Annotated in this window: 23 protein-coding genes and 1 riboswitch; of the genes, 2 read left to right on the forward strand and 21 right to left on the reverse strand. The window is 35.6% G+C overall.

What is annotated here, in order from left to right:
- Nucleotides 1–56: 56 nt before the first annotated feature.
- The 6 genes from BM260_RS02760 to prsW form a co-directional block, all read right to left on the reverse strand.
- On the reverse strand, nucleotides 57–644 hold the full coding sequence (locus tag BM260_RS02760) for a lysophospholipid acyltransferase family protein (protein WP_093534775.1): 588 nt from the start codon (nucleotides 642–644) through the stop codon (nucleotides 57–59).
- Nucleotide 645: 1 nt separating this feature from the next.
- A complete protein-coding gene (cmk, locus tag BM260_RS02765; RefSeq protein WP_175496167.1) occupies nucleotides 646–1320 on the reverse strand; it encodes a (d)CMP kinase in 675 nt (224 codons plus the stop codon).
- A 148-nt stretch (nucleotides 1321–1468) separates the two neighbouring features.
- Nucleotides 1469–2116, reverse strand: a complete 648-nt coding sequence (locus BM260_RS02770; RefSeq protein ID WP_093534777.1) for a flagellar brake protein — start codon at nucleotides 2114–2116, stop codon at nucleotides 1469–1471.
- Nucleotides 2117–2192: 76 nt separating this feature from the next.
- Nucleotides 2193–3476 (reverse strand): PepSY1/2 domain-containing protein, encoded by a 1284-nt coding sequence (locus BM260_RS02775; RefSeq protein WP_093534779.1) that lies wholly within the window; start codon nucleotides 3474–3476, stop codon nucleotides 2193–2195.
- A 9-nt stretch (nucleotides 3477–3485) separates the two neighbouring features.
- Complete coding sequence (gene sleB / locus BM260_RS02780) at nucleotides 3486–4274, reverse strand: spore cortex-lytic enzyme (RefSeq protein WP_407691696.1); 789 nt, start codon at nucleotides 4272–4274, stop codon at nucleotides 3486–3488.
- 70 nt (nucleotides 4275–4344) lie between these two features.
- Nucleotides 4345–5037, reverse strand: a complete 693-nt coding sequence (prsW, locus tag BM260_RS02785; RefSeq protein WP_093534783.1) for a glutamic-type intramembrane protease PrsW — start codon at nucleotides 5035–5037, stop codon at nucleotides 4345–4347.
- A gap of 72 nt (nucleotides 5038–5109) precedes the next feature.
- Between prsW and BM260_RS02790 the strand changes: the two genes are divergently transcribed.
- Nucleotides 5110–6075, forward strand: a complete 966-nt coding sequence (locus tag BM260_RS02790) for an asparaginase (protein ID WP_093534785.1) — start codon at nucleotides 5110–5112, stop codon at nucleotides 6073–6075.
- A gap of 185 nt (nucleotides 6076–6260) precedes the next feature.
- Here BM260_RS02790 and BM260_RS02795 read toward each other — a convergent pair whose 3' ends face one another.
- From BM260_RS02795 to BM260_RS02820, 6 genes are all read right to left on the reverse strand, one after another.
- Complete coding sequence (locus BM260_RS02795; protein WP_245762617.1) at nucleotides 6261–7271, reverse strand: YpdA family putative bacillithiol disulfide reductase; 1011 nt, start codon at nucleotides 7269–7271, stop codon at nucleotides 6261–6263.
- Nucleotides 7272–8039 (reverse strand): metallophosphoesterase, encoded by a 768-nt coding sequence (locus tag BM260_RS02800; RefSeq protein ID WP_175496168.1) that lies wholly within the window; start codon nucleotides 8037–8039, stop codon nucleotides 7272–7274.
- A gap of 71 nt (nucleotides 8040–8110) precedes the next feature.
- The gene (locus BM260_RS02805; protein ID WP_093534789.1) at nucleotides 8111–8743 is read right to left on the reverse strand and encodes a CBS domain-containing protein; all 633 of its coding nucleotides are present in this window, start codon (nucleotides 8741–8743) and stop codon (nucleotides 8111–8113) included.
- Nucleotides 8744–8817: 74 nt separating this feature from the next.
- Nucleotides 8818–9426 (reverse strand): LysM peptidoglycan-binding domain-containing protein, encoded by a 609-nt coding sequence (locus BM260_RS02810; RefSeq protein WP_093534791.1) that lies wholly within the window; start codon nucleotides 9424–9426, stop codon nucleotides 8818–8820.
- A gap of 80 nt (nucleotides 9427–9506) precedes the next feature.
- On the reverse strand, nucleotides 9507–10922 hold the full coding sequence (locus BM260_RS02815; protein WP_093534793.1) for a RecQ family ATP-dependent DNA helicase: 1416 nt from the start codon (nucleotides 10920–10922) through the stop codon (nucleotides 9507–9509).
- The gene (locus BM260_RS02820) at nucleotides 10915–11949 is read right to left on the reverse strand and encodes a helix-turn-helix domain-containing protein (protein WP_175496169.1); all 1035 of its coding nucleotides are present in this window, start codon (nucleotides 11947–11949) and stop codon (nucleotides 10915–10917) included. Before BM260_RS02820 ends, BM260_RS02815 begins: the two co-directional genes overlap by 8 nt.
- Nucleotides 11950–12059: 110 nt before the next feature.
- On the opposite strand from BM260_RS02820, the gene BM260_RS02825 reads away from it, so the two are divergent.
- Nucleotides 12060–12308, forward strand: coding sequence for a ferredoxin (locus BM260_RS02825; protein WP_093534797.1), 249 nt, complete (start codon nucleotides 12060–12062; stop codon nucleotides 12306–12308).
- A 656-nt stretch (nucleotides 12309–12964) separates the two neighbouring features.
- Here the strand turns inward: BM260_RS02825 and BM260_RS02830 are convergent.
- The 9 genes from BM260_RS02830 to BM260_RS02870 form a co-directional block, all read right to left on the reverse strand.
- Nucleotides 12965–13558: an ECF transporter S component gene (locus BM260_RS02830; RefSeq protein ID WP_093534799.1), complete on the reverse strand. Its 594-nt coding sequence runs from the start codon at nucleotides 13556–13558 to the stop codon at nucleotides 12965–12967.
- Nucleotides 13559–13711: 153 nt separating this feature from the next.
- Nucleotides 13712–13844: riboswitch (FMN riboswitch) on the reverse strand.
- Between the two features lie 299 nt (nucleotides 13845–14143).
- Nucleotides 14144–15391, reverse strand: a complete 1248-nt coding sequence (locus tag BM260_RS02835; RefSeq protein WP_093534801.1) for a hypothetical protein — start codon at nucleotides 15389–15391, stop codon at nucleotides 14144–14146.
- Entirely contained in the window at nucleotides 15384–15920 is a 537-nt protein-coding gene (sigX, locus tag BM260_RS02840) for an RNA polymerase sigma factor SigX (protein ID WP_093534803.1), read from the reverse strand. The genes BM260_RS02835 and sigX overlap by 8 nt, the downstream gene beginning before the upstream one ends.
- A 45-nt stretch (nucleotides 15921–15965) precedes the next feature.
- Nucleotides 15966–17750, reverse strand: a complete 1785-nt coding sequence (locus BM260_RS02845; RefSeq protein ID WP_093534805.1) for an ATP-binding protein — start codon at nucleotides 17748–17750, stop codon at nucleotides 15966–15968.
- The gene (locus tag BM260_RS02850) at nucleotides 17743–18459 is read right to left on the reverse strand and encodes a response regulator transcription factor (RefSeq protein ID WP_093534807.1); all 717 of its coding nucleotides are present in this window, start codon (nucleotides 18457–18459) and stop codon (nucleotides 17743–17745) included. The genes BM260_RS02845 and BM260_RS02850 overlap by 8 nt, the downstream gene beginning before the upstream one ends.
- Before the next feature lie 171 nt (nucleotides 18460–18630).
- Nucleotides 18631–19815, reverse strand: coding sequence for a c-type cytochrome biogenesis protein CcsB (gene ccsB, locus BM260_RS02855; protein ID WP_093534809.1), 1185 nt, complete (start codon nucleotides 19813–19815; stop codon nucleotides 18631–18633).
- A gap of 4 nt (nucleotides 19816–19819) precedes the next feature.
- Nucleotides 19820–21478 (reverse strand): cytochrome c biogenesis protein ResB, encoded by a 1659-nt coding sequence (resB, locus tag BM260_RS02860; protein WP_093534811.1) that lies wholly within the window; start codon nucleotides 21476–21478, stop codon nucleotides 19820–19822.
- A 14-nt stretch (nucleotides 21479–21492) separates the two neighbouring features.
- Nucleotides 21493–22029, reverse strand: coding sequence for a thiol-disulfide oxidoreductase ResA (gene resA / locus BM260_RS02865; protein WP_245762618.1), 537 nt, complete (start codon nucleotides 22027–22029; stop codon nucleotides 21493–21495).
- A gap of 99 nt (nucleotides 22030–22128) precedes the next feature.
- Entirely contained in the window at nucleotides 22129–22863 is a 735-nt protein-coding gene (locus BM260_RS02870) for a pseudouridine synthase (protein ID WP_093534815.1), read from the reverse strand.
- Nucleotides 22864–22938 lie beyond the last annotated feature (75 nt).

Consider the following 22938-nt stretch of genomic DNA (forward strand, 5'->3'; position numbering starts at 1 on the left):
ATGCGAACTGATACAGAATTACAAAAGGAAGCACTTTAAAAACGAAAAGATTCTAACTATTTAGACTGATGTGCTTCTAATAACTCAGCTATTTTTTCCATTATTTTTTCAGTAACTTCATCAGCAGAAGCTTTTCTTTCACGATACGGCGCAATATCAATTGGTTCACCATAGACTACCTTTAACTTTTTAAAAGGTTTATAGGGGCCAATTATTGCGCAAGGAACAACATTAGCTTCCCCGCGTAAAGCAAAGAACCCTGCTCCACTAAATCCTTTTCCTAGCTTTCCATCTTTACTTCTAGTTCCTTCCGGAAATAAGCCTACAACTTCCCCACTTTTTAAGAGTTTAATAGCTGTTCGAAGTGCGTCTCGGTCACTTAGCCCTCTTTTCACCGGGAAGGCGTTAACGCCAGGTAATATACCTTTTAAAAGGGGTACATTAAATAATTCTGCTTTTGCCATAAAGTGCACAGGTCGTGGTGCTAGTATGCCTACCACCGGTGGATCCAAAGCATTAATGTGATTAGAACATAACAAAATCCCTCCATCTTTTGGGAAATGTTCTGTTCCAATAACTTCAAATCTATAAAGTGGTTTTAATGCTGAAAAAACAACCGTCTTTGCAAACGAATATAGATTCAAATTAAGACATCCTTTCTTTTGCTAGTTGCATAATTTTATTTGATACTTCATCAACTGTTAATAATGTTGTATCTATATAAATAGCATCTTCTGCCTGGATCAATGGCGATGCTTGTCTTTCACTATCTAGCTTGTCTCGTAAAGCAATCTCTTGTTTAAGTTCTTCTAAGTTTGTTTCAATTCCTCTATTTTGGTTTTCTAAATATCTTCTATTCGCTCTTTCTTCTACACTGGCGCTCATAAATATCTTCAGCTCAGCATCTTTTAATACATGGGTACCTATATCTCTACCATCCATCACGATGCTACCGTTTTTACCCATTTGCATTTGTCTCTTAACCATTTCTTCCCGTAACGTTGCATGTGCAGCAACAGCCGATACAGAAGATGTTACTTCTTTAGAACGAATTTCGTCCGTAACAGCCACTTGGTCAAGAAATACTAATTGACCCTCTGGAGAAGGCTTTAACTCAATTATAGTTTCTTTTAATAAAGCAGTTAATTTATCTTCATCTAGCAAATCTATGTTTTGTTGTAATGCTTTATACGTGATTGCCCTGTACATTGCACCTGTGTCTACATATGTATAACCTAATAACTCTGCGGTTTTTTTTGCTATCGTACTCTTACCTGCTGCTGCTGGGCCATCTATGGCTATTTGTATTTGTTTTTTCACTTTATTTGCCTCCACTCTATTCCTATACATTTTATCATAGAACAGCATTAATGAGGAAAAAGCAAGCTTCTAAAATATAACTTGTTTTTTCCTTCAAATTTGAAGAGGTTACCCAAAAGTTTAACTTCTGGGTAACCTCTATTTTGATTTAACTCATTGTTTTCTTTCGGATCAATAGTTGACGTTCAAAACAGAATCTTACAATTTGTTGTTTGTCTAAGTCATCTGTATCCGTAAAATGTAAAGAAGCGATGGTTAAAGAACCTTTATCCCATATTCTAATCACTTGTGCTAGTGTGGAGACGTATTTAATATCTCCATTATTAAACAACAATGGAATTAACAAAGAGACTTCATCACCTGCTTTAAAATTTACTGGCGTGTTTAAAATAATTGCTGTTCCTCCAGCGCTTACATCATCTGTGACAAATTGGTATCTTTCCTCTTCGAATTGAACGGATATATCAATAGAAGTATTAACACGGACGAAATCTCTTCGCTGAATTCGCAAAAATTCCGAATCCGGCGGTAATGCAAGCTTAATCATCGGTATTTGTTTAGACTTTTTACCTAGGACCTCTGTTTGAAATGCATAAACGGCTTTAGATTCTTCTACAAAGCTCGCTCTAAGCTGCATACCATCCATTAGGAAAACTGTTCTATTGGAAAGTGTATCCATGGGATAGTCGATATATATAAATTGATCATCTAAATCCACAACTTTACATTGATATTTTTCCGTTTTATCCGTAAAGGTTGGCTCTAATATTAATTGTGTACCAAGTTTGATTTTCATAGGCAATCCTCTTTTAGTGTCATAATATATTTTCTATTATGACACTGAAATGGATATAATTCTATAGAAAAAAGCTCTACGGAAGTTTTTCTGCATGTAAAATTTCGTGGTTTTCAGTATCAATATAAATTTTATATGTGCCAATAGACTCGTTTACAGCTATCAATTGATAGGCCAAACGTTGTTGTAGCTGTTTATTTTCCACATATGCTAATCGCTCTTCTTCTACCGAAAAGTTACTTGAAAAAAGCTCTGCTTTATCGATTGGTACTATTTTTTGTTTATCAATTTTTTCTTTTTGAATGTATTCCATCGCATTTAAGCCAAGCAATTCTCCATTATCCTTCGCAATCTTTAATTGGATTCCATCTGCATAAATTAAAGCATCGTTATCCTGCGCTTTTCTTGCAAATGATAAATGCCAAGCAATTGAATTTTCACGATATTCAACCATTTCCGTATCAGTAAATCCGAAATTTTTCATATACTCAGCGGACTTGTCTTTCATCTGCTGCACAGTTATAGTCGTCTTTTCAAAAGGTCTTTCCATTAAAAAGGATAGTAAATGTCCGCCTTTTTTAGTCAAATCTGCGTATCCTATACGAATACCTTCATGAAATTGGATATGGTAAAAAGGATAAGGGGCATCCTGTGAGCTTTCCGTTATGTGAATCTTTGCATCCTTAAATTCTGGAAACAATTTAAAGAACTTTTCTTTTGCTTCCGCTGATGTAATATCGGCGTCTTTAATATGCTGTAAATCTTTTTTCTTTTGTTGATCTGCCTCACTTGCAGTCATTGGGAAATCGCTTTCTGTATAAGCTTTCACTGAGTTACCTAGCGACTTCCAACTCTTTTCGCCATTTTGATCTAATTTGTTCTGAACAAATGCTTTAACAATATAATCCTTACTCCCACCGTCTTTGTTTGTAAATGCCCACTGATTTGAAAGTTCCTGCAAGTTTTCTCTAGCACCAGCCATATTTTTTTGCCATTCTTCAATAGGAACCTTGCCATCTTTGACCTGTGCAGCACCATTTCCTAATCTGTTTAGATAATTCATCCATATAGCAGATGTTTCGTTATTTATCGGCAATGCACTTATCGAAGTTCTTATATCCGAGGAAATCCTCCACACATCATCTAAAGGCTGCTCTAATGCTTCCTTATCGGTAAACAGCATTGTCTGATCTACGGATTCTGTTAGCTTCGTCAATTTCTCTGAAGCTGAGGTCAATTGATTTGAATATTGTACTGCTAATGCATTCTCAAGCCTATTATTTTGAGACTGAACAGAGAAATGATACACAAGGAAGACTACAGCAACAGAAGACACGATAACCCATATAGTTTTTTTCATTTTATCTCCTTATGAACAGAATATATGCTGTCCAATTGTTTTAATTTGTGGTCGGCTCCAAATCCACTTACTAGTTGCTGTTTTCGGATTAAAGTAATAAATAGCATTTTCAGTAGGATCCCAACCGTTGAGTGCATCTAATACTGCTTCCTTAGCCCGTTCATTTGGCTCAAGCCAAATCTGTCCATCCGCTACTGCAGTGAAGGCTAAAGGTTGAAAGATTACTTCCGAAACTGTATTTGGAAATTCAGGATGTTCAACACGATTTAGAATTACCGCAGCAACTGCCACTTGTCCTTCATAAGGCTCTCCACGCGACTCTCCATATACAGCATTTGCAATCAATTTCAAATCTTTTTCCGAATATTGTGGTGGCAATTGCATATTTGTACTTTCTTCTTTTTTGTTTTTTACTTGTTTATCTAAATCAATCCCACCGTAATACGTAAAACTATTTCCTTTATTTATTTGATCGTGTACAAATTTTTTATCGTAATCCGAAACACCTACAAGTTTTTTCTTAGTGTCTTGTCCTAATAGTCCATCTATCGGCAGACCGTATTTTTCCTGGAAATTCCTTAATGCCCAGTAGGTACTATAACCAAACTTGCCATCTATGTCACTCTTATAAAATCCGATATACTGTAATCTTGCCTGGAGTTCAATAACGTCGTCTCCATAGGCACCTCGTTCTAATGTCTGAGCAGAAAAAGCCTGGGTAGTTGGTTGCTCACTGATAAACGAATAACTGAATGTACAAAATAGTAAACTGATCAGGATGTACTTTAGTTGTTTCAAACGACATCTCTCCTTTTTTCTTAGCATGGAGTAAGATGCGCCAAATTATACAAAAAAAGTCTAGCATTTGCTAGACTTTTTCTTCTACATAATATTCATGATTTGCATATCTTTTTCTACGAGATAGAACATGAGCTTTTTTAACTTTGGATAAACTAAACAACCACAAAAACAACATGAATGGTACCATCAATAAAAGCTCTAGTCCTGTAATACTTAATATACTATTATAAATAGTATGTAAGAATAGCGGTGCTATTAATGCAAACAATATTTCATAACGAGATTTAGTTAAAGTAGTAAATTTCGCTCTACCGATATAATATCCCATTAAAACACCAAATAGCGCATGACTGGAAACAGGTAGAATTGCACGTAAGATAGCTTCATCCATACCAAAGTTCAATAAATATAGTATATTTTCCACAGTCGCAAAACCTAGTGCTACGCTAGCACCATATAATATGCCATCATAGGGATCATCGAATTCCACATGTTTGTAGATAGCGACAATTAGAACTAGCCATTTAAAAAACTCTTCTAGTGCACTCGTTACAATAGCTTGATGGATAAATAGAGAAGAAAAGATCTGTTCCTCTTGAAGAACATGTTGAATAAATAAAATTGGAAACGTTAATATGGCGCCATATATAAATGTATGTAACAATAATCTGGAGGGTTCTGCAGAAATTTCTTTTCGCAAGTAAAAATAGCTTAACAGTGCTAAAGCAGGGGCTATTGCAACGGAAAGTAGTATAAACATAAACTTACTCCTTCCATTTCATTATTACTATTATACCTTAAATACGCAAATTTTGGGAGGTACTTACTCACTATGAAAACTATTTTATTAATTCACACAGGTGGTACGATATCCATGCAAGTACATGCAGAAACAGGAGCTGTTGTACCAGCAGATCAAAATCCACTTTTAATCGAGGCAGAAAAACTTAGATCATTAGCTAATATTGTGGAAATAGATGCTTTTAATCTCCCTTCTCCTCATATAACACCTATCGAGATGATGGAGCTAAAACAGCTTATTGACCAATATATTTTATCGGACAATATTGATGGGGTTGTTATTACACATGGTACAGATACATTAGAAGAGACTGCCTACTTTTTGGATCTCACAGTAGATACGGACATTCCCATTGTACTTACAGGTGCCATGCGTTCATCCAATGAGATAGGAGCTGACGGGCTATATAACTTGTTATCAGCGATACAAGTGGCTTCTTCGGATGATGCAAAAATGAAAGGTGTACTAGTGGTATTAAACGATGAAATACATACTGCAGAAAATGTGACGAAGACTCACGCTAGCAATGTTAGTACTTTTCAGAGTCCGCAATATGGTCCAATAGGATTTATATCTAAATCAATAGTACATTTTCACCATTCTCCCAATCATCGTCTTGTTTTTCCAATTGAGCATATCGATAAAAAAGTTGCATTGTTTAAAGTGTATGCAGGAATGGAGCCAGACTTGCTACAAGCATCGATTGATCTTGGATATGATGGAATAGTATTGGAAGGTTTAGGGCAAGGAAATGTACCCCCTCGCCTTGTCTCTGTGATAGAAGAAACATTAAATAAAGGGATTCCGATTGTATTAGTTTCCAGATGCTTTAATGGGATTGCGCAAGATGTGTATGGTTATAAAGGTGGCGGAAAAGGTCTTAAAGATGCAGGTGTGATTTTTGCGCAAGGATTAAATGGACAAAAAGCTCGCCTTGCTTTACTAATTGCACTGAACCATCCTGATCCGCTAAAAGCGATTGAGTATATTTTTTGAGTTGTGTTTTAGGAAGATAAAAAAAGAGTAGCTGACGTAACTGAGTTTACGTCATGCTACCTTTTTTATGTTGGTTAATAGTGTTTATAGGGATTTGGAGAGAGACGTCTTTTACTTACGTTCAATTGCTGAATACTCGCTCTTAATGTACTGATACTTGCGGATGGATGATTTTGATTTTTGGGTTAGTCAGTTTGCTTATTATTTTTTCTTTTAATTTCGTTTGCAATCTGATCCCCATGGAATCGTCCATTTTCAATGAAAATTTCATTTGCGTTATTCCCTGCAGCAATAACACCTGCTATGAAAATTCCTTCTACATTTGTTTCCATTGTTTCTGCATCAAAGGATGGTCTACCTGTAACTTCGTCAATATCCACACCCATTTCCCTTATAAATGCATGATCAGGATGATACCCAGTCATTGCAAATACAAAGTCATTCGGTATTTGAAACTCGCCTGTTTGACTACTCTTTAGCGTTACCTCAGATGCCCCTATTTCTATTACTTCTGTATTAAAGTGCATTTGTACTTCCTTATTTCTTACAAGACCATCAAACTCTGGAAGTACCCAAGGTTTTATACTTGGTGAATACTCATTTCCTCTATATGCTACTGTAACATTGGCTCCTGCTTTGTTCAGTTCTAAGGCTGCATCTATCGCAGAATTTTTCCCACCTATTACTAATATATCTAATCCAAAGTAGGGATGCCCCTCTTTGAAATAATGACGAACTTTTGCTAATTCCTCGCCTGGTATGTTCATATAATTTGGATGATCATAATAGCCAGTTGCAATGACTACATACGTTGCCAAATAAGTTTCTTTAGATGTATATACTAAAAAATTATTTTCTTGTTTCTCTACTTTTAGAACTTGTTCGTATTTATGAACATCAATGTTTTTAAGTTTTGCTACTTCTCGGTAGTAAACCAAAGCTTGATTTCGTTTTGGTTTTCTCTCTTCTACTATGAATGGAACATCACCTATTGATAATTTTTCACTTGTGCTAAAAAAGGTCTGATGTGTAGGATAATTATAAATAGCCTCTACAACATTTCCCTTTTCAATTACGATGGTTTTTAGTCCAATATTTTGTGTAGAAATAGCAGCTGATAACCCACAAGGACCTCCCCCTACTATTAATACATCTACTTGTTGATACACCCAAAAAACTTCCTTTCTTTTATTCACTTAATGTCTTCCACTAATGGTAATGAGATGGCATTCAGATTTCGCTCCAAGTCGAAGTGGAACTGCCGTTGTGCCATAACCATTGCTAATGAGTTCAGCACTATTTTCTTTTTCTCTATAGCTTCCTTTTTCATAAATTCCAAATGGTCCAAAGCGTATTTGGCCGCCATGCAGATGACCAGCTAACAGAAGATGTGGCTTACTTATTTTTTTAGCATTATTGAAATAGGCTGGAGCATGGGTGACAAAAACGATGACATCGGATTCTTTAACATCCTTGAAAGCCTCATACATTTTTACATTCCCTTCGAAACCATCGTTAATCCCAACAATGCGTAAGGAAAATTTATCTTTTTCAAACTCAACAGACCGATTTTCCAATATATAAACAGCATGTGCTTCTAAGATATCACTTAAGTTCTGCGCACCAACTTCTCTGTCATTATTCCCAAATACGTAACAAGTATTTCCAAGCTTAGCAAGCTGCTTAATATTTTCATTTGTTCTTTCTAAAGGAACGCCTCTTTCCGTCAAATCTCCACCTATTACAACTATATCTACTTTACCGATGAGGCTTTGAATTAGCTTATCACTTATTTTTCTTCTGTGAATATCTGATATGAAAAAGACACGAAATTGAATATCTTTTGTCCACTCATTGATATACAAAGAATGGGTATGAACGTTAGTTTGAAAAGCTAAAAATAACATATATAAGAAAAGCAAAATTACGATAGACAACAAAACACTAATAATCCATACAACCAATTCTATACCCCCAAACAACATGGAAAAGGACAGGGAAATTCCCCTGCCCTGCACTTGTGCAATTGATCATTCTACTCTTCTTTATCAATGTGTAGTACACGGAAACCTGACTTTTCTAAATCAGCTAAAATTCGATCCATTTTTGAATCATTTTCAATCTTTAAAACAATGCGTCTAAATAATTTATCGGTCTCATCAAAAGTTACGATTGAAATAACAGAGGCATGGTATTTATGAAGGACATCTGTCATTTTTTGAATCCGTCCTTCTGATTCCACCGAGGTGAATGTAATACGCGTTCCTTTACTATTCATACCAAATGCACTTTTAAACTGTTCTACTGCATCATAGCGTGTAACTAATCCAAGGAACTTCCCTTCCTCAACAACAGCAAGGACTGGGAAATCATGAAGCTTAATCATTGCGTTTTCGAAAACATCCTCGTAACCAACAAAAACATCTTCGTTTGTCATAATATCCGTAACTTTCGTTTGCTCCATGAAAGCTTCTTTATCCAATTTACTATAAAAATGAGCTTTATATAAAAGATATTTGTTGAACATACCAACATATTTCCCATTATCTAAAATAGGTAAAGCATCCATTTCTTTTTCTTCAAGTAGACGAAGAGCCGATGAGACTATTGTACCTACTTGAACTGTTACACATTTTTCTTTTGGGATCATAACACTTTTTACAAACATTTTAGCACCTCTTCCAACTTAGGATATACTTTATATATTCAACATTTAAAAGAAATATCCTTCTTTCTCTATGTTTAAGGTAGTACTAACTTTTGACCAACTGAAATTTCATTTGAAGACAGGCCATTAGCAGACTTTATCTTTTCGACAGCATTTCCATCCTTATAATAATTGACCGCTATCCGATATAGTGTTTCATTTTCCTTTACGATATGCGTTCTAGAACTAGCAACTTCGGTAGGTTCCGTTTTCTCCACCGCCGCTGGTTCTTTCTTAGGCTCTTCCACAACTACCTTTTTTGGCTCCTCTTTGACTACTTCTGCAGGCTTTTCTGCTTGCTGCTCCGTTGTTTCAGGAGTAACAGGTTCTGTTGGAGTCACTTCTTCTTTTGTTTCGTCTTTTTTTGTTCCGTTATTAATTGATTGTGTTTCAACATGTATCGCATCATTTTTCACTACTTCCGCCTTGTTTGGATCGGCTTGATAGAAAAATTGTACATAGATAAATATACTAACTGGTATTAATATGAAAACACAAAATACGGTAGGAATTAATAGGTTTTTAGATTTCTTCTTGGGTTTCTTATTTAAACTTCTACTTCTTCGCATGTTATTAGAATCGTCATCTTGTCCTATGGATTGTCGATGTTCGTCGATTTTTTTTTGGTAATCATCTTGGTTCATTTTACTCAAACTCCATTTCTGCCATCATTTCTACTTCTATTATGACGAATATTGTAGAAAAAGTAAACTTATCAAATGTATTATGTAGGAAGGAGGATATTTAACCTTTTTTTCCAATTTAATTCTTCTTGACTATTCTTTTCCTCTGTTCGTTTTTGTAAAATATTCGCAGCTTCCATCTTACATTTGGAACAACAATAGTACGGTTTCTCTATCAATCTTTGGTCAAAATAATGAAGTAGTTGTTGTCTTATACATATATCATTTCGTATCATGGTATAAAATTTTTGTATATCCTGCCACTTTTTTTGTTTTATATCCTTAAATAATTCAATTGTTTCATGTTCGTTTAAACGTTCTTTCCAGTAAGTAAGAATTCGGGTCGTTGTTTCTGCTTGTTCGATATCAGAATAAGAAGATTGGTAGGCAATTTGAATATCTTGTTCCTCAGGGAAGTCTTGCATCGTAACGTAAAAAGTTTGCTCCACATCCGTTGGAGTATACAAAAGAGAAGCGATTGCTTGTTTTCCATCTCTCGCTGCCCTTCCAACCTCTTGCATGTACCCCGCAATCGAAGTTGGAATATGATCATGAATAATTTGTCTTATATTATCTTTGTGTATACCCATTCCAAATGCATTTGTCGCACAGATCCACTCTAGTTGCCCTTGCTGAAATTGCTGCTGGATTAATATTCTATCACTTTGTTCCATTTTAGCATGATAAAATCCAACTGAAATTCCTTGTTCTCGCAGTGCTGCTGCATATGTCTCTGTCTTTTTACGAGACTGTGTATAAATTATTCCTGGTCCCTCTGTGGAGGTGACTCTGCCTAGTATCCACTTCATTTTTTGTTGTTGGTTATCTACCTCTATCATTTCATAGGCTATAGCCGGTCGATCAAGTGAATGAATATATTCAAATGGTGCATTCATTTGTAGAGTTTTTTTAATATCATCCACCACTTCGGCTGTCGCAGTAGCCGTTAAGGCTAGAACGTTCACCGAACCAATTGATTGGAGCCAAGTGGAAATCCTTAAATAATCTGGTCTAAAATCAAAGCCCCATTGTGAGATACAATGTGCTTCATCTGCCACTACATAAGCAATAGAAAGTTTTCGAAGTGCTAGGTTAAATTGTTCATTTTGCAGCATCTCGGGAGAAGTAAATATGAATTTATAGTCAGCTAATCGACGAATAGCCATCTCCTTCTCCTGAAAAGATAAAAAGGAGTTAATAGCAATAACTCTTTTTTCACCAAGTATTTTCAATTGTTCCACTTGATCTTGCATAAGGGACAAAAGAGGTGACACAATAACCACAGTACCTTCCATCAGATAAGCAGGTAGTTGGTAGAGAAGTGATTTCCCCATTCCTGTAGGAAGTATTGCGATAACATCTTTTTTTTCTATTATTTGTTCAATTATTTCTTGTTGACCAGCACGAAAAGTAGCATGGCCAAATCTTTTCTGAAGAATTTCATTTAATTTATCCATGAATTTGTTCTCCCTTTGTTAGTGCTAAACGTACTTGAAAATAAGTTAGTTCGGGTAATCTATTTTTTATCACAGTAAGCTTTTTCGTATGTAACTCTTTGGATAAATGAAGAATCTTTTCAACTTGCTCACTCGATATAAATGCCGAAACAGAGAAATTTTTATCGGATGAAACTATTTCAATTACATGATCTTCTATTGTGTTAATCTTTAACTTTCTTATTCTAGCTATTTCCTCCATTGTATACCCTTTTTCAAAAAGGCTATTCGTTTTAAAAGCAGAATCTGTGAGAGGAGTGTCTAGATGAATACCTTTTGCTAAAGAAAACAACAAAGGACTAGTATTTATATCAATATTGTCCAATATATTATGTAAGCACTCTAAGAAATTTATCTTTGCGTTCATATCAGTTAAATCATAGTAACGAGACAATTGTTCCCAAGTCAAGCCAGTTTTGTTATATCCACTAAGTCGATAAACAAATAATGTCCTGTGTAAATCATTTAACAAAGGATTTTCAAGCAATCGGAATATCTCTTGCTTTAGATCATTACTCAAGTTAAATTCACGAAAGTTATGTTGAATGAGGAAGTCTTTGACGAAATTCTGAATAGCCATATCCTTTTGGTTTGGCACAAATTTTTTCTCTTTTGCTTGGAACTGGGACAAAGTTTGGATCACTAAGTCTAATCTTTCCCAAAATAATTGTTCCCTTCCTCTGTATTCCCAGCCATTGAATAGAAACTCTTTACCTTCCCCTACTGTAGCTATTCCTTTTTCTGTAATATAGACGAGTGATTCCTCTACCTGAATTAGATCACGGTTATGCAACTCATTAATTCCAATATCATAGTCTTCCTTCGATAATTGTGGAAGAATAGAGAAAAAAGCATGAAGTTGAAAATATGTCACATCTTGAATAGTTTGTCCTGATTTTTTACCTTTTAATAAATAATAAGGAGCATTCTCAGAACGTTGTCCGGATAACTTATGTATAATAAATAGTAATATTTGATGAAAATGCATAGGAATACCTCTCTTTTCTGAAGTATTTTGGTTGAAATATAGGGAAAACATCTTTAGAATGAATACGATAGCATATTCGTGTTAGTAGTTATAAAGGAGAGAATATAATAATGGCAAAATATACAATTGTAGATAAAGATACATGTATAGCGTGCGGAGCATGTGGAGCCGCTGCCCCAGATATTTATGACTATGATGATGAAGGTATTGCCTTCGTTATTTTAGATAATAACATGGGTACAACAGAAGTTCCAGAAGAACTAATGGAAGATATGGAAGACGCTTTTGAAGGCTGTCCTACTGATTCTATTAAAGTCGCAGATGAATCATTCGAAGGCGACGCACTGAAATACGAATAGTATATGGAATGGTGGTTGTGACTTTGTCATAATCACCATTTTTCATTCTAATAATATCAGACAAATAGACGCTAGGTCGGTCAATATCCGTTTCAATTGTTTTCGCATGGCTTTGGACAGACTTATTACTATCGTTTGACTGTCTCCCCCTTCTACAACATTTAGAAACAGGTAAGGGCGTTTTTAGATAACTAGAGATAAGATACTTTCTTATTCTTAGAGGTGATGGATGACAGTCTAAGTACGCGACATCCTGTCGCAACGACTGCCTGACCCGCATCGTGCGAGCCCGAAGATGCAAGTTCGCTCACTCGTTTACTTCTTTATTTTGGCAACACTTACTATTTCTCTTTATTTCCACTAATGTACGAGAAATCTACCTTCTTCATCTATCAATGGAGAATAACATTTAATTCAAAAGTGAATACAAATAATTTTTCCATTTCTAAGATTTTACCACCCTTCTGACTTAAGCGATAAGCTATGTTAAATCTTCTTGTTGGGTACTACTCGTTTATTTGATTGTAGCGCAAGCCCGCGGAAAGCGTCCGCCTGAAGCGAAAATCAGTATTATCATTCTTTCTTTTCAGCTCCATGAACCAAGTATATTTTCTTTCAAAAAAAGTTGTTCCTCCTAGTGGAGAAACAACTTTTTGTTAATTTGTATTAGGTTTCATATATGAACTAGTTACTTTATCAAGCAATGGCTTCATTCGTTTGAATAAAACAATCATCACGATCGTTACTAATATACCTTTAATAAGATTAAATGGTAATATACCAAAAATGATCGTATTAAACAAAGCAGTGCCTGTTTCCATAGGGAAATTTAAGAAATAAGCGTACATTGGTAAAAACACATAATAATTTAGTACACTCATCCCAATAGCCATAGAGACTGTACCTGCTCCGAGTCCTGCCATAATGCCTTTGGACGAAGTAACTTTGCGATAAATCAAATACACAGGTGTGATAAACAAGATACTAGTTACAAAGTTAGCCATATGACCAACAGGTACACCAGTTGGACTTCCTGCAAATAACCAATCTAGCACATTTTTTAAAAATGCGACTAAAATTCCTGCAACTGGTCCCATTGTAATTGCAGCGATTAATGCTGGTATATCACTAAAGTCCACCTTTAAATAAGCCGGTAAAACCGGTAATGGAAATGCAAGTAGCATTAAAACAAAAGAAATACTACTCAGCATTGCGACTGCAATAAGCATTCGCGTTTTGCCTTTTAACATAAATCCTCTCTCCTTTTGCGATTCACTCCACAAGAAGAAAGGTTCAGAACGTTTGCATACTTAAAAAATCCCTCGAACTTATAGAAGTTCAAGGGAGAAACAAGGTACACTTTAATAAGCGTATCCGTATAAGCATACGAAAAACGACTGCACCTTCACCTTCTCCCATCCAGACTATACTGTCGGCTTTGGAATTTAACCAAATCAACCTGTTAAGGTTCGCGGGCTGAAGAAATAAATTTCTAATACCGCCGGTCGGGAATTGCACCCTGCCCCGAAGATGAATCAATATTTTGTTGTCCTCCAAGAATATATCTTGAATTAATAACATTTTATCAAATTAAAACAATATATGCAACAGACCTGTTTGCAACTGAGAATTCTAGGCAAATTTATGTTATGGGCGATAATAAAGTTTAAGGGCTGTATCGGATCGCTTATGGGCTGAATTCGTATGGGCTGGGCTATCCGCTAGTTTACTAGCAAGATGATTAATTATGGGCTATTTTCACAAATGTATATGCCATCACATATATCTTAAAACAAAAATGCCAAGCTTAAGTTAATAAGCATTGGCATTTTTTATTATTGAATTGTTTGCATAGTAAAACCATTTGGCCCCACTGGAACTGGAAGTGGACTAGAAAAATCTATTTCATTCCATTTTTCTTGTACGATATTCTCTAATCGGATAGTTTGATTGAAGCTTGCAGCTGTAAGCGAGAAAGCTTCTATCAAACGGGATGCCTCACTTGCATTTAGTGATTCCAAATCTAAAGGCTCATCAAAATGTACAACAAGTCCCTTATCTTCCTTAACTGAATAAGTTACATCATTCGGAATAACAGAAGTATAAATTTCATTTTCAGGATTTTTCATCCCCTGCAATGCTTCTAATAGTGTATTGAAAGTTTTATTGAAGTTTGGTGTTAAATAGGTCTCCTGATTAAAAGCCTTATATGCAAAATAATTTACCTTCTGCTCTGTGCCAGTTAACACCAAAGGTTCATCTATAGTCCCTACTTGATCCCATTCGATTGGGGATCCGTCCTCATTTACTCTTAAGAACGAATCAAAATCGGTAAAGACTTCATTGATTGAAGAGATGTATGGTACAGCTGTTCCAGGTGCAGAATCGTAGCCATGATCTGCTGGTAAGTAATGTTTTAATATTTTACCTTCTGCTATAAAGTAGCCTTTGTAAGGATGATATTCTTGGAAACCAAGAGAAGTTTCGTCAATCTCCAAAGCATACTGATTATATAATTCTAAGCTACTAGGTTCCATATTTGGAAAATCCGCTTCTATTTTCTCTTGAGGAATGACAATCGTGATTGGTACAGTGAGCGCATTTTCCAATAGAGAAAAATGAAATACCGTTTCATCACCTAAATCCTGCTCATAAACAGAAGTAAAAGTCCTATCAAATGGGGCTAATTCTACACTAGGAGCTAACTTTTCAGACATAGTTGTCATACCAACAGATTCTTCTTCTTTAGCATCCATAGAGGATTCCTCTGGTACTTCTAGAGTTCTCATTTGATCGTCTGCTGTGGTCGATTCTTCGACAGTATCAGCTGTGGAGCTCTCATTGTTATTTATATAGGAAGAGACGAGTACGGTTAATAATAATACAGATGCTACAGAAATGATAAATGGTAGCCATTTGTTCATAGACACCTGTATTCGTTTACGTTGCTCAAATTTCTCTTGCGTTTCTATTTTTGACTTAAGCTGCTGGTAAATTTCTTCTTTTGAGCGCTTATCTGTAAACTTGGGCATCTTTTTTAATAGTTCATCTAATTCACGGTCTTCTGCTTTTTTCTCACTCATGATGAACATCTGCCTCCTTTTGCTTATCAGATAATCGCTCACGAAGTGCTTTTATTGCACGATGTTGCGTTGTCTTCACTTTCCCTTCGGACCAATTTAAGATTTCCGATGTTTCTGCAATCGAAAGCTCCTGGAAATACCGCATTATAATAACCATTTTCTGATCTCCCGTACAATCATCCAACGCAACTAATAATGTTCTCATCTCATCATTGAGCTGCACTAAATCTTCCGGTAGCATATCTGAAGATGCAAGTTGCATCGTTTCCCAGTCAAATGAGTCAAATAATCTCTTTTTCCGGACAGCTTGTTTTCTAAAATGGTCAATTGCTATGTTTTTGGCTATTGAGAATAGCCATGTTTTTTCTGAACTTTTCCCCTCGAAGCTACTATAAGCTCTGAGTACTCGTACATATACTTCTTGGACCAAGTCTTCCGCAGTTTGTCTATTTTTCACCAAATATATGAGAAACTGAAAAACATCTTGATGATAGGTATCATACAAGCGGTGGAAAACGGAGTCATTCATATGCTCCCCCCGTTCTATCAATTAGTCGTTTCAAGTAAGTATTTGTTACACAGCTTCTATTGGCAATTTAATGATAAAGGATGTTCCTATCCCTATTTCGCTTTCCGCTGATAACACACCATCATGTCGTTCTACTATGTTTTTAGCAATAGCCAATCCTAAGCCTGTGCCACTTTTTCCCCTTGTTCTGGCTTTATCTGCTTTATAAAAACGTTCAAATACATATGGAAGATCTTCTTTCGGAATCCCATACCCTGTGTCGATAACCTTTATAACGAACTGTGCGTTTGTCATACTCAATTGTACGGTAACAGAACCATTTTCTGGAGTATGTCTAAGTGCATTATCGATTAAATTGGTTAGAACTTGCTCCATACGATCCTCATCCAGATGCATGGATAAGTTTTCTGTCAGGTTATGTTCAAAGTACAAGCCAATATCTTTTTCTTTAGCAGCCTGGTCAAATTTTTGCGTAATTCTTTCAATTGTCGGAACAACTAGAACGTTCTCTTTATATATACTAAGATATCCTGACTCTAAGCGTGCCAAATCTAACAATTCGGTTACTAATCTTCCCATTCGCTTAGATTCATCATATATAATACGCATCATTTCATTTTTGTCTTCTTCCGTGGTCACTACATTATCGATTATTGCTTCTGAATACCCATGAAGCATCGAAATTGGAGTTCTTAACTCATGGGATACGTTCGCGATAAAATCTGATCTCATTTTATCTAAACGATGTTGTTCCGTCATATCACGAAGCACGATTACTGCTCCTCGCACGACATTTCCACTTGAATATAAAAGGCTTATAGATGCTGCAAAATAGGATCCTTTAATCTCTAATTCTTCGTCAAACTCTTCTTTTACTTCAAACACATATTCCAATAAGTGTTGGAGCTCAGCAGGAAGTTTAGAATCTTCTGTTGCTTCCAAACTTTTATACCACTTATCCAATAGAAGATCTGCCTGAGGGTTTTTAACTTGAACTTCAAATTTTGTATCAAAAGTAATAACAGCATCTGTCATAGACGTTAATATACTTGCTAATTGTTCCTTTTCTTGGTTAATCACTTCTACATGATGCTTCAATTGTTTACCCATCTGGTTAAAGGCGATTCCTAGTTCTCCTATTTCATCTTTTTGAAGATACGGAACTTTTGTCTCAAAATTACCTTGTGCCAACTGGATTGCTGCTTCTCTCATAGATCTTAGTGGTAATGTAATTCGTGAAGTTAAAAAGAATGTGAACATCGTAGTTAAAAGTAAGGCGATAAATCCAGATAAGAAAACAATTTTCGTAGTACTATTTGTCGTTTTACTGACAACCTCTAAACTTTGATAGATAAAAACAGCACCATGGATATTTTTATTGGATTCTAAAGGTGCGGCTAAAATAATATAATCTTCCATCCGATCCTCACTATTTATAGCGGGCATTAGCATTTTTTTGACGATTGGTTCATTAGATGTATATATTTTAGATAAGTCCTTATCATCTAATATCTTTTCCTGTACTACCTCTTTGTTGAGGCCCTCATGGATAGACAAAAAAATGGACTCAGAATTACGTACAATTAATGTATTCGTTTCTGTACCTAATATATCTCGGATTATTTCAAACGAATCTTCTACATTTTCATGTTGCTCAACTATTTTCCCTATGGTCACTGCTTCTTTGCGAAGGGTGTCCTCTGCTTGTTCTGTATGGAAATCTCCTAAAAATTCAAGTAATAAAACGGTTACAATAAATAACACAAATAAGACGAGAAGCAATATGGTTCCCCATAGCTTCCCGACAACACTATTCCAAAGTCTATTCATTTATAACCTCAAATTTATACCCAACACCCCATACAGTTACAATCATTTTAGCAGACTTTTCGGAAACTCTGTTTAACTTTTCACGCAACCGTTTTACATGAGTGTCAACTGTTCTTAAATCACCGAAGAAATCATAATGCCAAACTTCTTTTAATAATTGCTCGCGATCAAATACTTTGTCTGGTGCTTTTGCTAAGAAGTAAAGTAATTCATATTCCTTAGGAGTTAAACCTACCTCTACACCATCTGCAGTTACTCTATGAGCATCATGATCTATTGTAAGGTGTGGAAAAACTACTATTTCTTTAGAAATAGACGATCCTTGTGAAGGTGCAAATGCAGTAGAACGTTTTAACAAAGCTTTTACTCGTAACACTACTTCTCTAGGGCTAAACGGTTTCACTATATAATCGTCTGCTCCTAGTTCAAAACCTTCTACGCGATTAGCTTCTTCCCCTTTAGCTGTCAATAATATAATAGGAGTTTCTTTATGAACACGTAGTTCTGTCATCACTTCTATACCATCTTTTTCAGGCATCATTATATCTAAAAGGATACAATTATAATCATATTCTAAGGCTAACTTTAATGCGACTTCCCCATTTTCAGCTTCTTCTACTTCGTAACCTTCTCGCTCTAAATACATTTTCAAAAGACGACGAATACGTTCTTCATCCTCAACTACTAGAAGTTTAATTGTTTCAGACATAGTTTTATCAAACCTTTCTATCAACATCTACTTTACATTGTACAATTACTGTATCCAAAATGAAAGAAAAGCCCTTCCCCCCTTGTTATATAAAGAGTAAAGAGCTTTCCACAAGTACACACATTCTGTTTCGTTTCTGTCTAGTTAGCATTTATAAAAGCTTACACTTTTTTAAGCGTATGAATGTAATCCTGCTAAAATTAGATTTACTGCAATCAAGTTAAACATAATTATGATGAATCCGATTAAAGCGATCCAAGCAGACTTCTTACCTTCCCAACCTTTTGATAAGCGAAGATGTAAGAACACTGCATAAAATAAGAAAGTGATAAGTGCCCATACTTCTTTTGGATCCCAGCCCCAGAAACGCGACCACGCTTCATGTGCCCATATCATAGCAAATATTAAGGCCCCAAGTGTAAACACAGGGAATCCAATTAATACGGAACGATAACCAATTTCATCCATCAATTGAGAATTAGACTTTTTCGTAAGTGGTTGTAATACAGTTGCAAGACGCTTACGTAATATTAAACGAAGTAATAAATAGATTACAGAACCGATTAGAATCGACCATACCACAGTAGTTAATTTTTTAGCATTTACTAGTGGTGGCATTTCAATAAGTGGATCTAATGCACCTTCTGTAATCGCTACTGACTCATTCATACCAAAAAGCGCTGGCATTGTATACTCAATATTATGCTCTGTTTCATCTTTACTTATATATGAGTACTCTGCACTGTAATCCGCAAGTGAAAATGACAGCGTGGAAACAACAAATCCTACAACAAGTACTAAAACATACATAACTGCCTCAATCCAAAAGCGTTCTTTGGATTTTTTTGTCAGGTCAATATTTTTCAACAAGTATATAAATCCTGCTACTGCACTTATTGCTAAAATTGCCTCACCCATTGCGGCAGTAATTACATGAATAGTCAGCCAGTAACTTTTCAAAGCTGGTATTAAAGGTGTAATTTCTGTTGGGAACATGCTTGCATAAGCAATGATTAACACGGCAATAGGTAAAGCAAACAATCCTAGAGCAGGTGTTTTATATATAAAGTATATAAGAATAAATGCTCCTACAACCATCATCCCAAATGCAGTAGTAAATTCAAATAGATTACTTACAGGAGCATGTCCTGCAGCAATCCATCTAGTGATAAAATAACCAATATTAGCGATAAATCCTAAAATGGTAACGGTAATCGCTAATTTGCCCCATCTATCAAAGGACTTGGTAGTTTGAGTATTTGAAGATTTTACTGCTCCTCCAAATAAAAACGTAGCAATAAGATATGCTACAAAAGCTATAAATAATAATGTACTACTTAAGGATGCCATATCCATTATGTTAAACTCCTTCCACTTTATCCACTTTTTCTTCTAAAGAATCTATATCTTGCTGATCTAGATATTTTGGAAGATGAGCTACATCTGTAACCTTGTCCAAATCTCTCTTAACACTCAACCAGTTTTTGTTTGTATGCGCGGCAATAACCGTTTGTCCATCTTCTAATAACTGAATCCAAATTCGACGGTGATTCCAGTAAGCCCCTTGTGCTACACCAATCATGAAGATAAGGCCTCCAAGTGCAAGAAGTGGAAGTGTTAAATCCTTACGAACTGTTAAACCAGATACGTCTCTTGTCTCAACACTTTGGAATGCAATTTTATGTTGGTTTTCCCCTAAAGGTTCTACTGTCTCTTTAATCATGACAAAACTTGTTTCCCCTTTAGGAAATTCAGGGCTATACATTTTGATTAGAAATGCTGGGTTATTAGGAAGCGGTGATTGAGATTGCGGAACCCCTTCTTCAAATCCAGTAAAGTCTGCATAATAGTCCATTACTTCAACTTTATAACCATCATTTAGTTCATAAATGGGTTGTGGATCAGCTAGATCGATTGTAAATTCTCCAAAAGATTGTTGTGTTTGTTTATCCTGTAACTGGAAAGTCATCGTTGCTAACTCATCCAATCGGAAGTCCATTTGGAACACCGAAAAGTTATCGAATTTAATTGGTTTATTTACTTGAATAGAAGCTTCTTTTTCAAATGTTAAATCTTCTGTATGACCTGCAACAGCGCCTTCAGGACCCTTATACAAAGCTACATCTGTTTGATAGTTCTTTGCAATTGTACCCACTCGATCAATCGCTTCACCATAAACTTCTTTGGATTCTTCTTTCGAGTATGTCTCATAAATAAATTCTTTACTCTCTAAAAAGTATCCATGGGTTTCAGGTACATAAAGTGTTTCTCCTTCACGTAACCACATCGTTTCATCCACATAGAAACCAGGAAGTGCACGTAGCATTACACCAAAAAGGAATATGATAAGTCCTAAATGGTTTACGTATGGCCCCCAACGTGAAAACCGTCCACGTTCAGCCAATATAGCATTACCTTCACGTTTCACATTGTATTTAAGCTCTTTAAGCTTTTCTTCCGCTTTAAGTAGAGACTCTTCTGAAACATCAGCTTTACCAATACCATAAACACGTTGTCGTTTTAAGAAACTGATATGCCTTTTTGTCTTTTGTTTTTTTAGAGATTTATATAGTGGTATGACTCTGTCTAAACTTGCGATAACTAAGGAAATCCCTAGCATACCTACCAATCCCTGGAACCACCAAGAGCTATATAAGTCCGATAAGCCAAGCTGATAATATAGCGTTCCAAATGTGCCATAAATTCGCTCATAATATGCTGCTATATCCGTTTCATTTGTTGCAGGCACATAAAATACTTGTGGAAGTATCGTTCCAATCGCGGCTGCAACTAAAATAGCAACAATTATCCACATACCTACTTTTACACTGGAAAAGAAATTCCATACTTTATCAATTATCGTCTTATTATACGTTTGAGACCGTCTTGCAGATCCTTCATAGCGCATATCTACAATTTTTTTTTCTTTTGTCTCATCATTTAATGGACGACCACAGCTCTCACATAATTCTGTACCAGCTGGATTCACGTTTCCACATGTACAAACTATCTTGTCCATTTTTAAAGACTCCTTCATGAAGGTTTAATTTGATCCATAAAATTCGCAATATCTTCTTCAGTCATTTCGCCTTTTATAATTTTTTCAATTTTACCTTCGGGATTGACCAAAAATGTTGTTGGTAGTGGATCAATATTATATGATTCCATTACACTTTTATTGCGATCAATTGCTATAGGGAAAGTTAAACCATATCGATTTAAAAAGCTATTTACCTTAAGATCTGATTCACCAATATTAATGGCCAGTGTTTGAACACCTTTATCAGTAAATTCTGCGTATTGGTTGTCCATCGCCGGCATCTCTTTTGCACAAGGCTTACACCATGTACCCCAGAAATTCAAAAACACGCCTTGTCCTTTATAATCAGACAAACGTCTTTCCGTACCATCCATATCTACTAAAACAAAGTCCGGAGCTTTATCTCCTACTTGCAATACAGCATTTTTCTCTTTATTTAGGTTGGAGTATACGGTAAAAACTATAGCTACGACGAGTACTGCTAATATAGCGGTTCTCATATAAAATCTTTGCTTTTTAGATTGAGCCAATTTGCTAACCTCCATTTCCAAGCATAATCATGAATAATTATAACAAAATTTACAATTTAAAAGAGCCTTACTTATGAAGGCTTTGTGAACACTCAAAATTTATTTACCTATTTTTCCCGTCTCTGCTAACACTCTCATTTTCTTCACTTCATGATTAGTCAATTCTCTCCACTCGCCAGCATTTAAGCCATGAAGCCCTAAGAAACCAAATTGTTCTCTTTTTAGTTTTTGAACAGGAAAACCTATTGCATCGAACATTCTACGTACTTGACGGTTTTTCCCTTCATGTATAGTGATCTCTACAATTGATTTATCCGCTTTACGCTCAGAGGATAATAACTTAACTTTAGCAGGAGCTGTTTTCCCGTCTTCTAAAACGATTCCACGCTCTAATGGACGTAATTGTTCCTTCAAAGGTATCCCTTTTATACGAGCTACATATGTTTTATCTACTTTATATTTTGGATGTGTAAGCGCATATGAAAAATCGCCATCATTCGTTAAAAGTAGCACTCCTGACGTTTCATAGTCCAGTCTTCCAACAGGATACAAACGTTCTTTTACATTAGGTAATAAGTCCGTCACTGTTTTTCTGCCTTTATCATCTGATACTGCAGAAATCACTCCACGAGGTTTATAAAGTAGATAGTATACTTTTTGCTCTTTTTCTAATTTTACCCCTTCTACTTCCACTACATCATTGTCAGACACTTTTAACCCTTGCTCCGTGACTACTTTACCATTCACTTTCACTTTTCCTTGCGTAATCATTTCTTCTGCTTTTCTTCTTGATGCCACACCTGCATGTGCGAGCACTTTTTGTAATCTTTCCAATACATTCACCTCGTCCATTCTATCCAATTCATATGACTGAATTATGTCATACTTTGGGGGAAATTAAAAGAAGAC

Source organism: Psychrobacillus psychrotolerans (assembly GCF_900115805.1).
GTDB classification, from domain to species: Bacteria; Bacillota; Bacilli; order Bacillales_A; family Planococcaceae; genus Psychrobacillus; species Psychrobacillus psychrotolerans.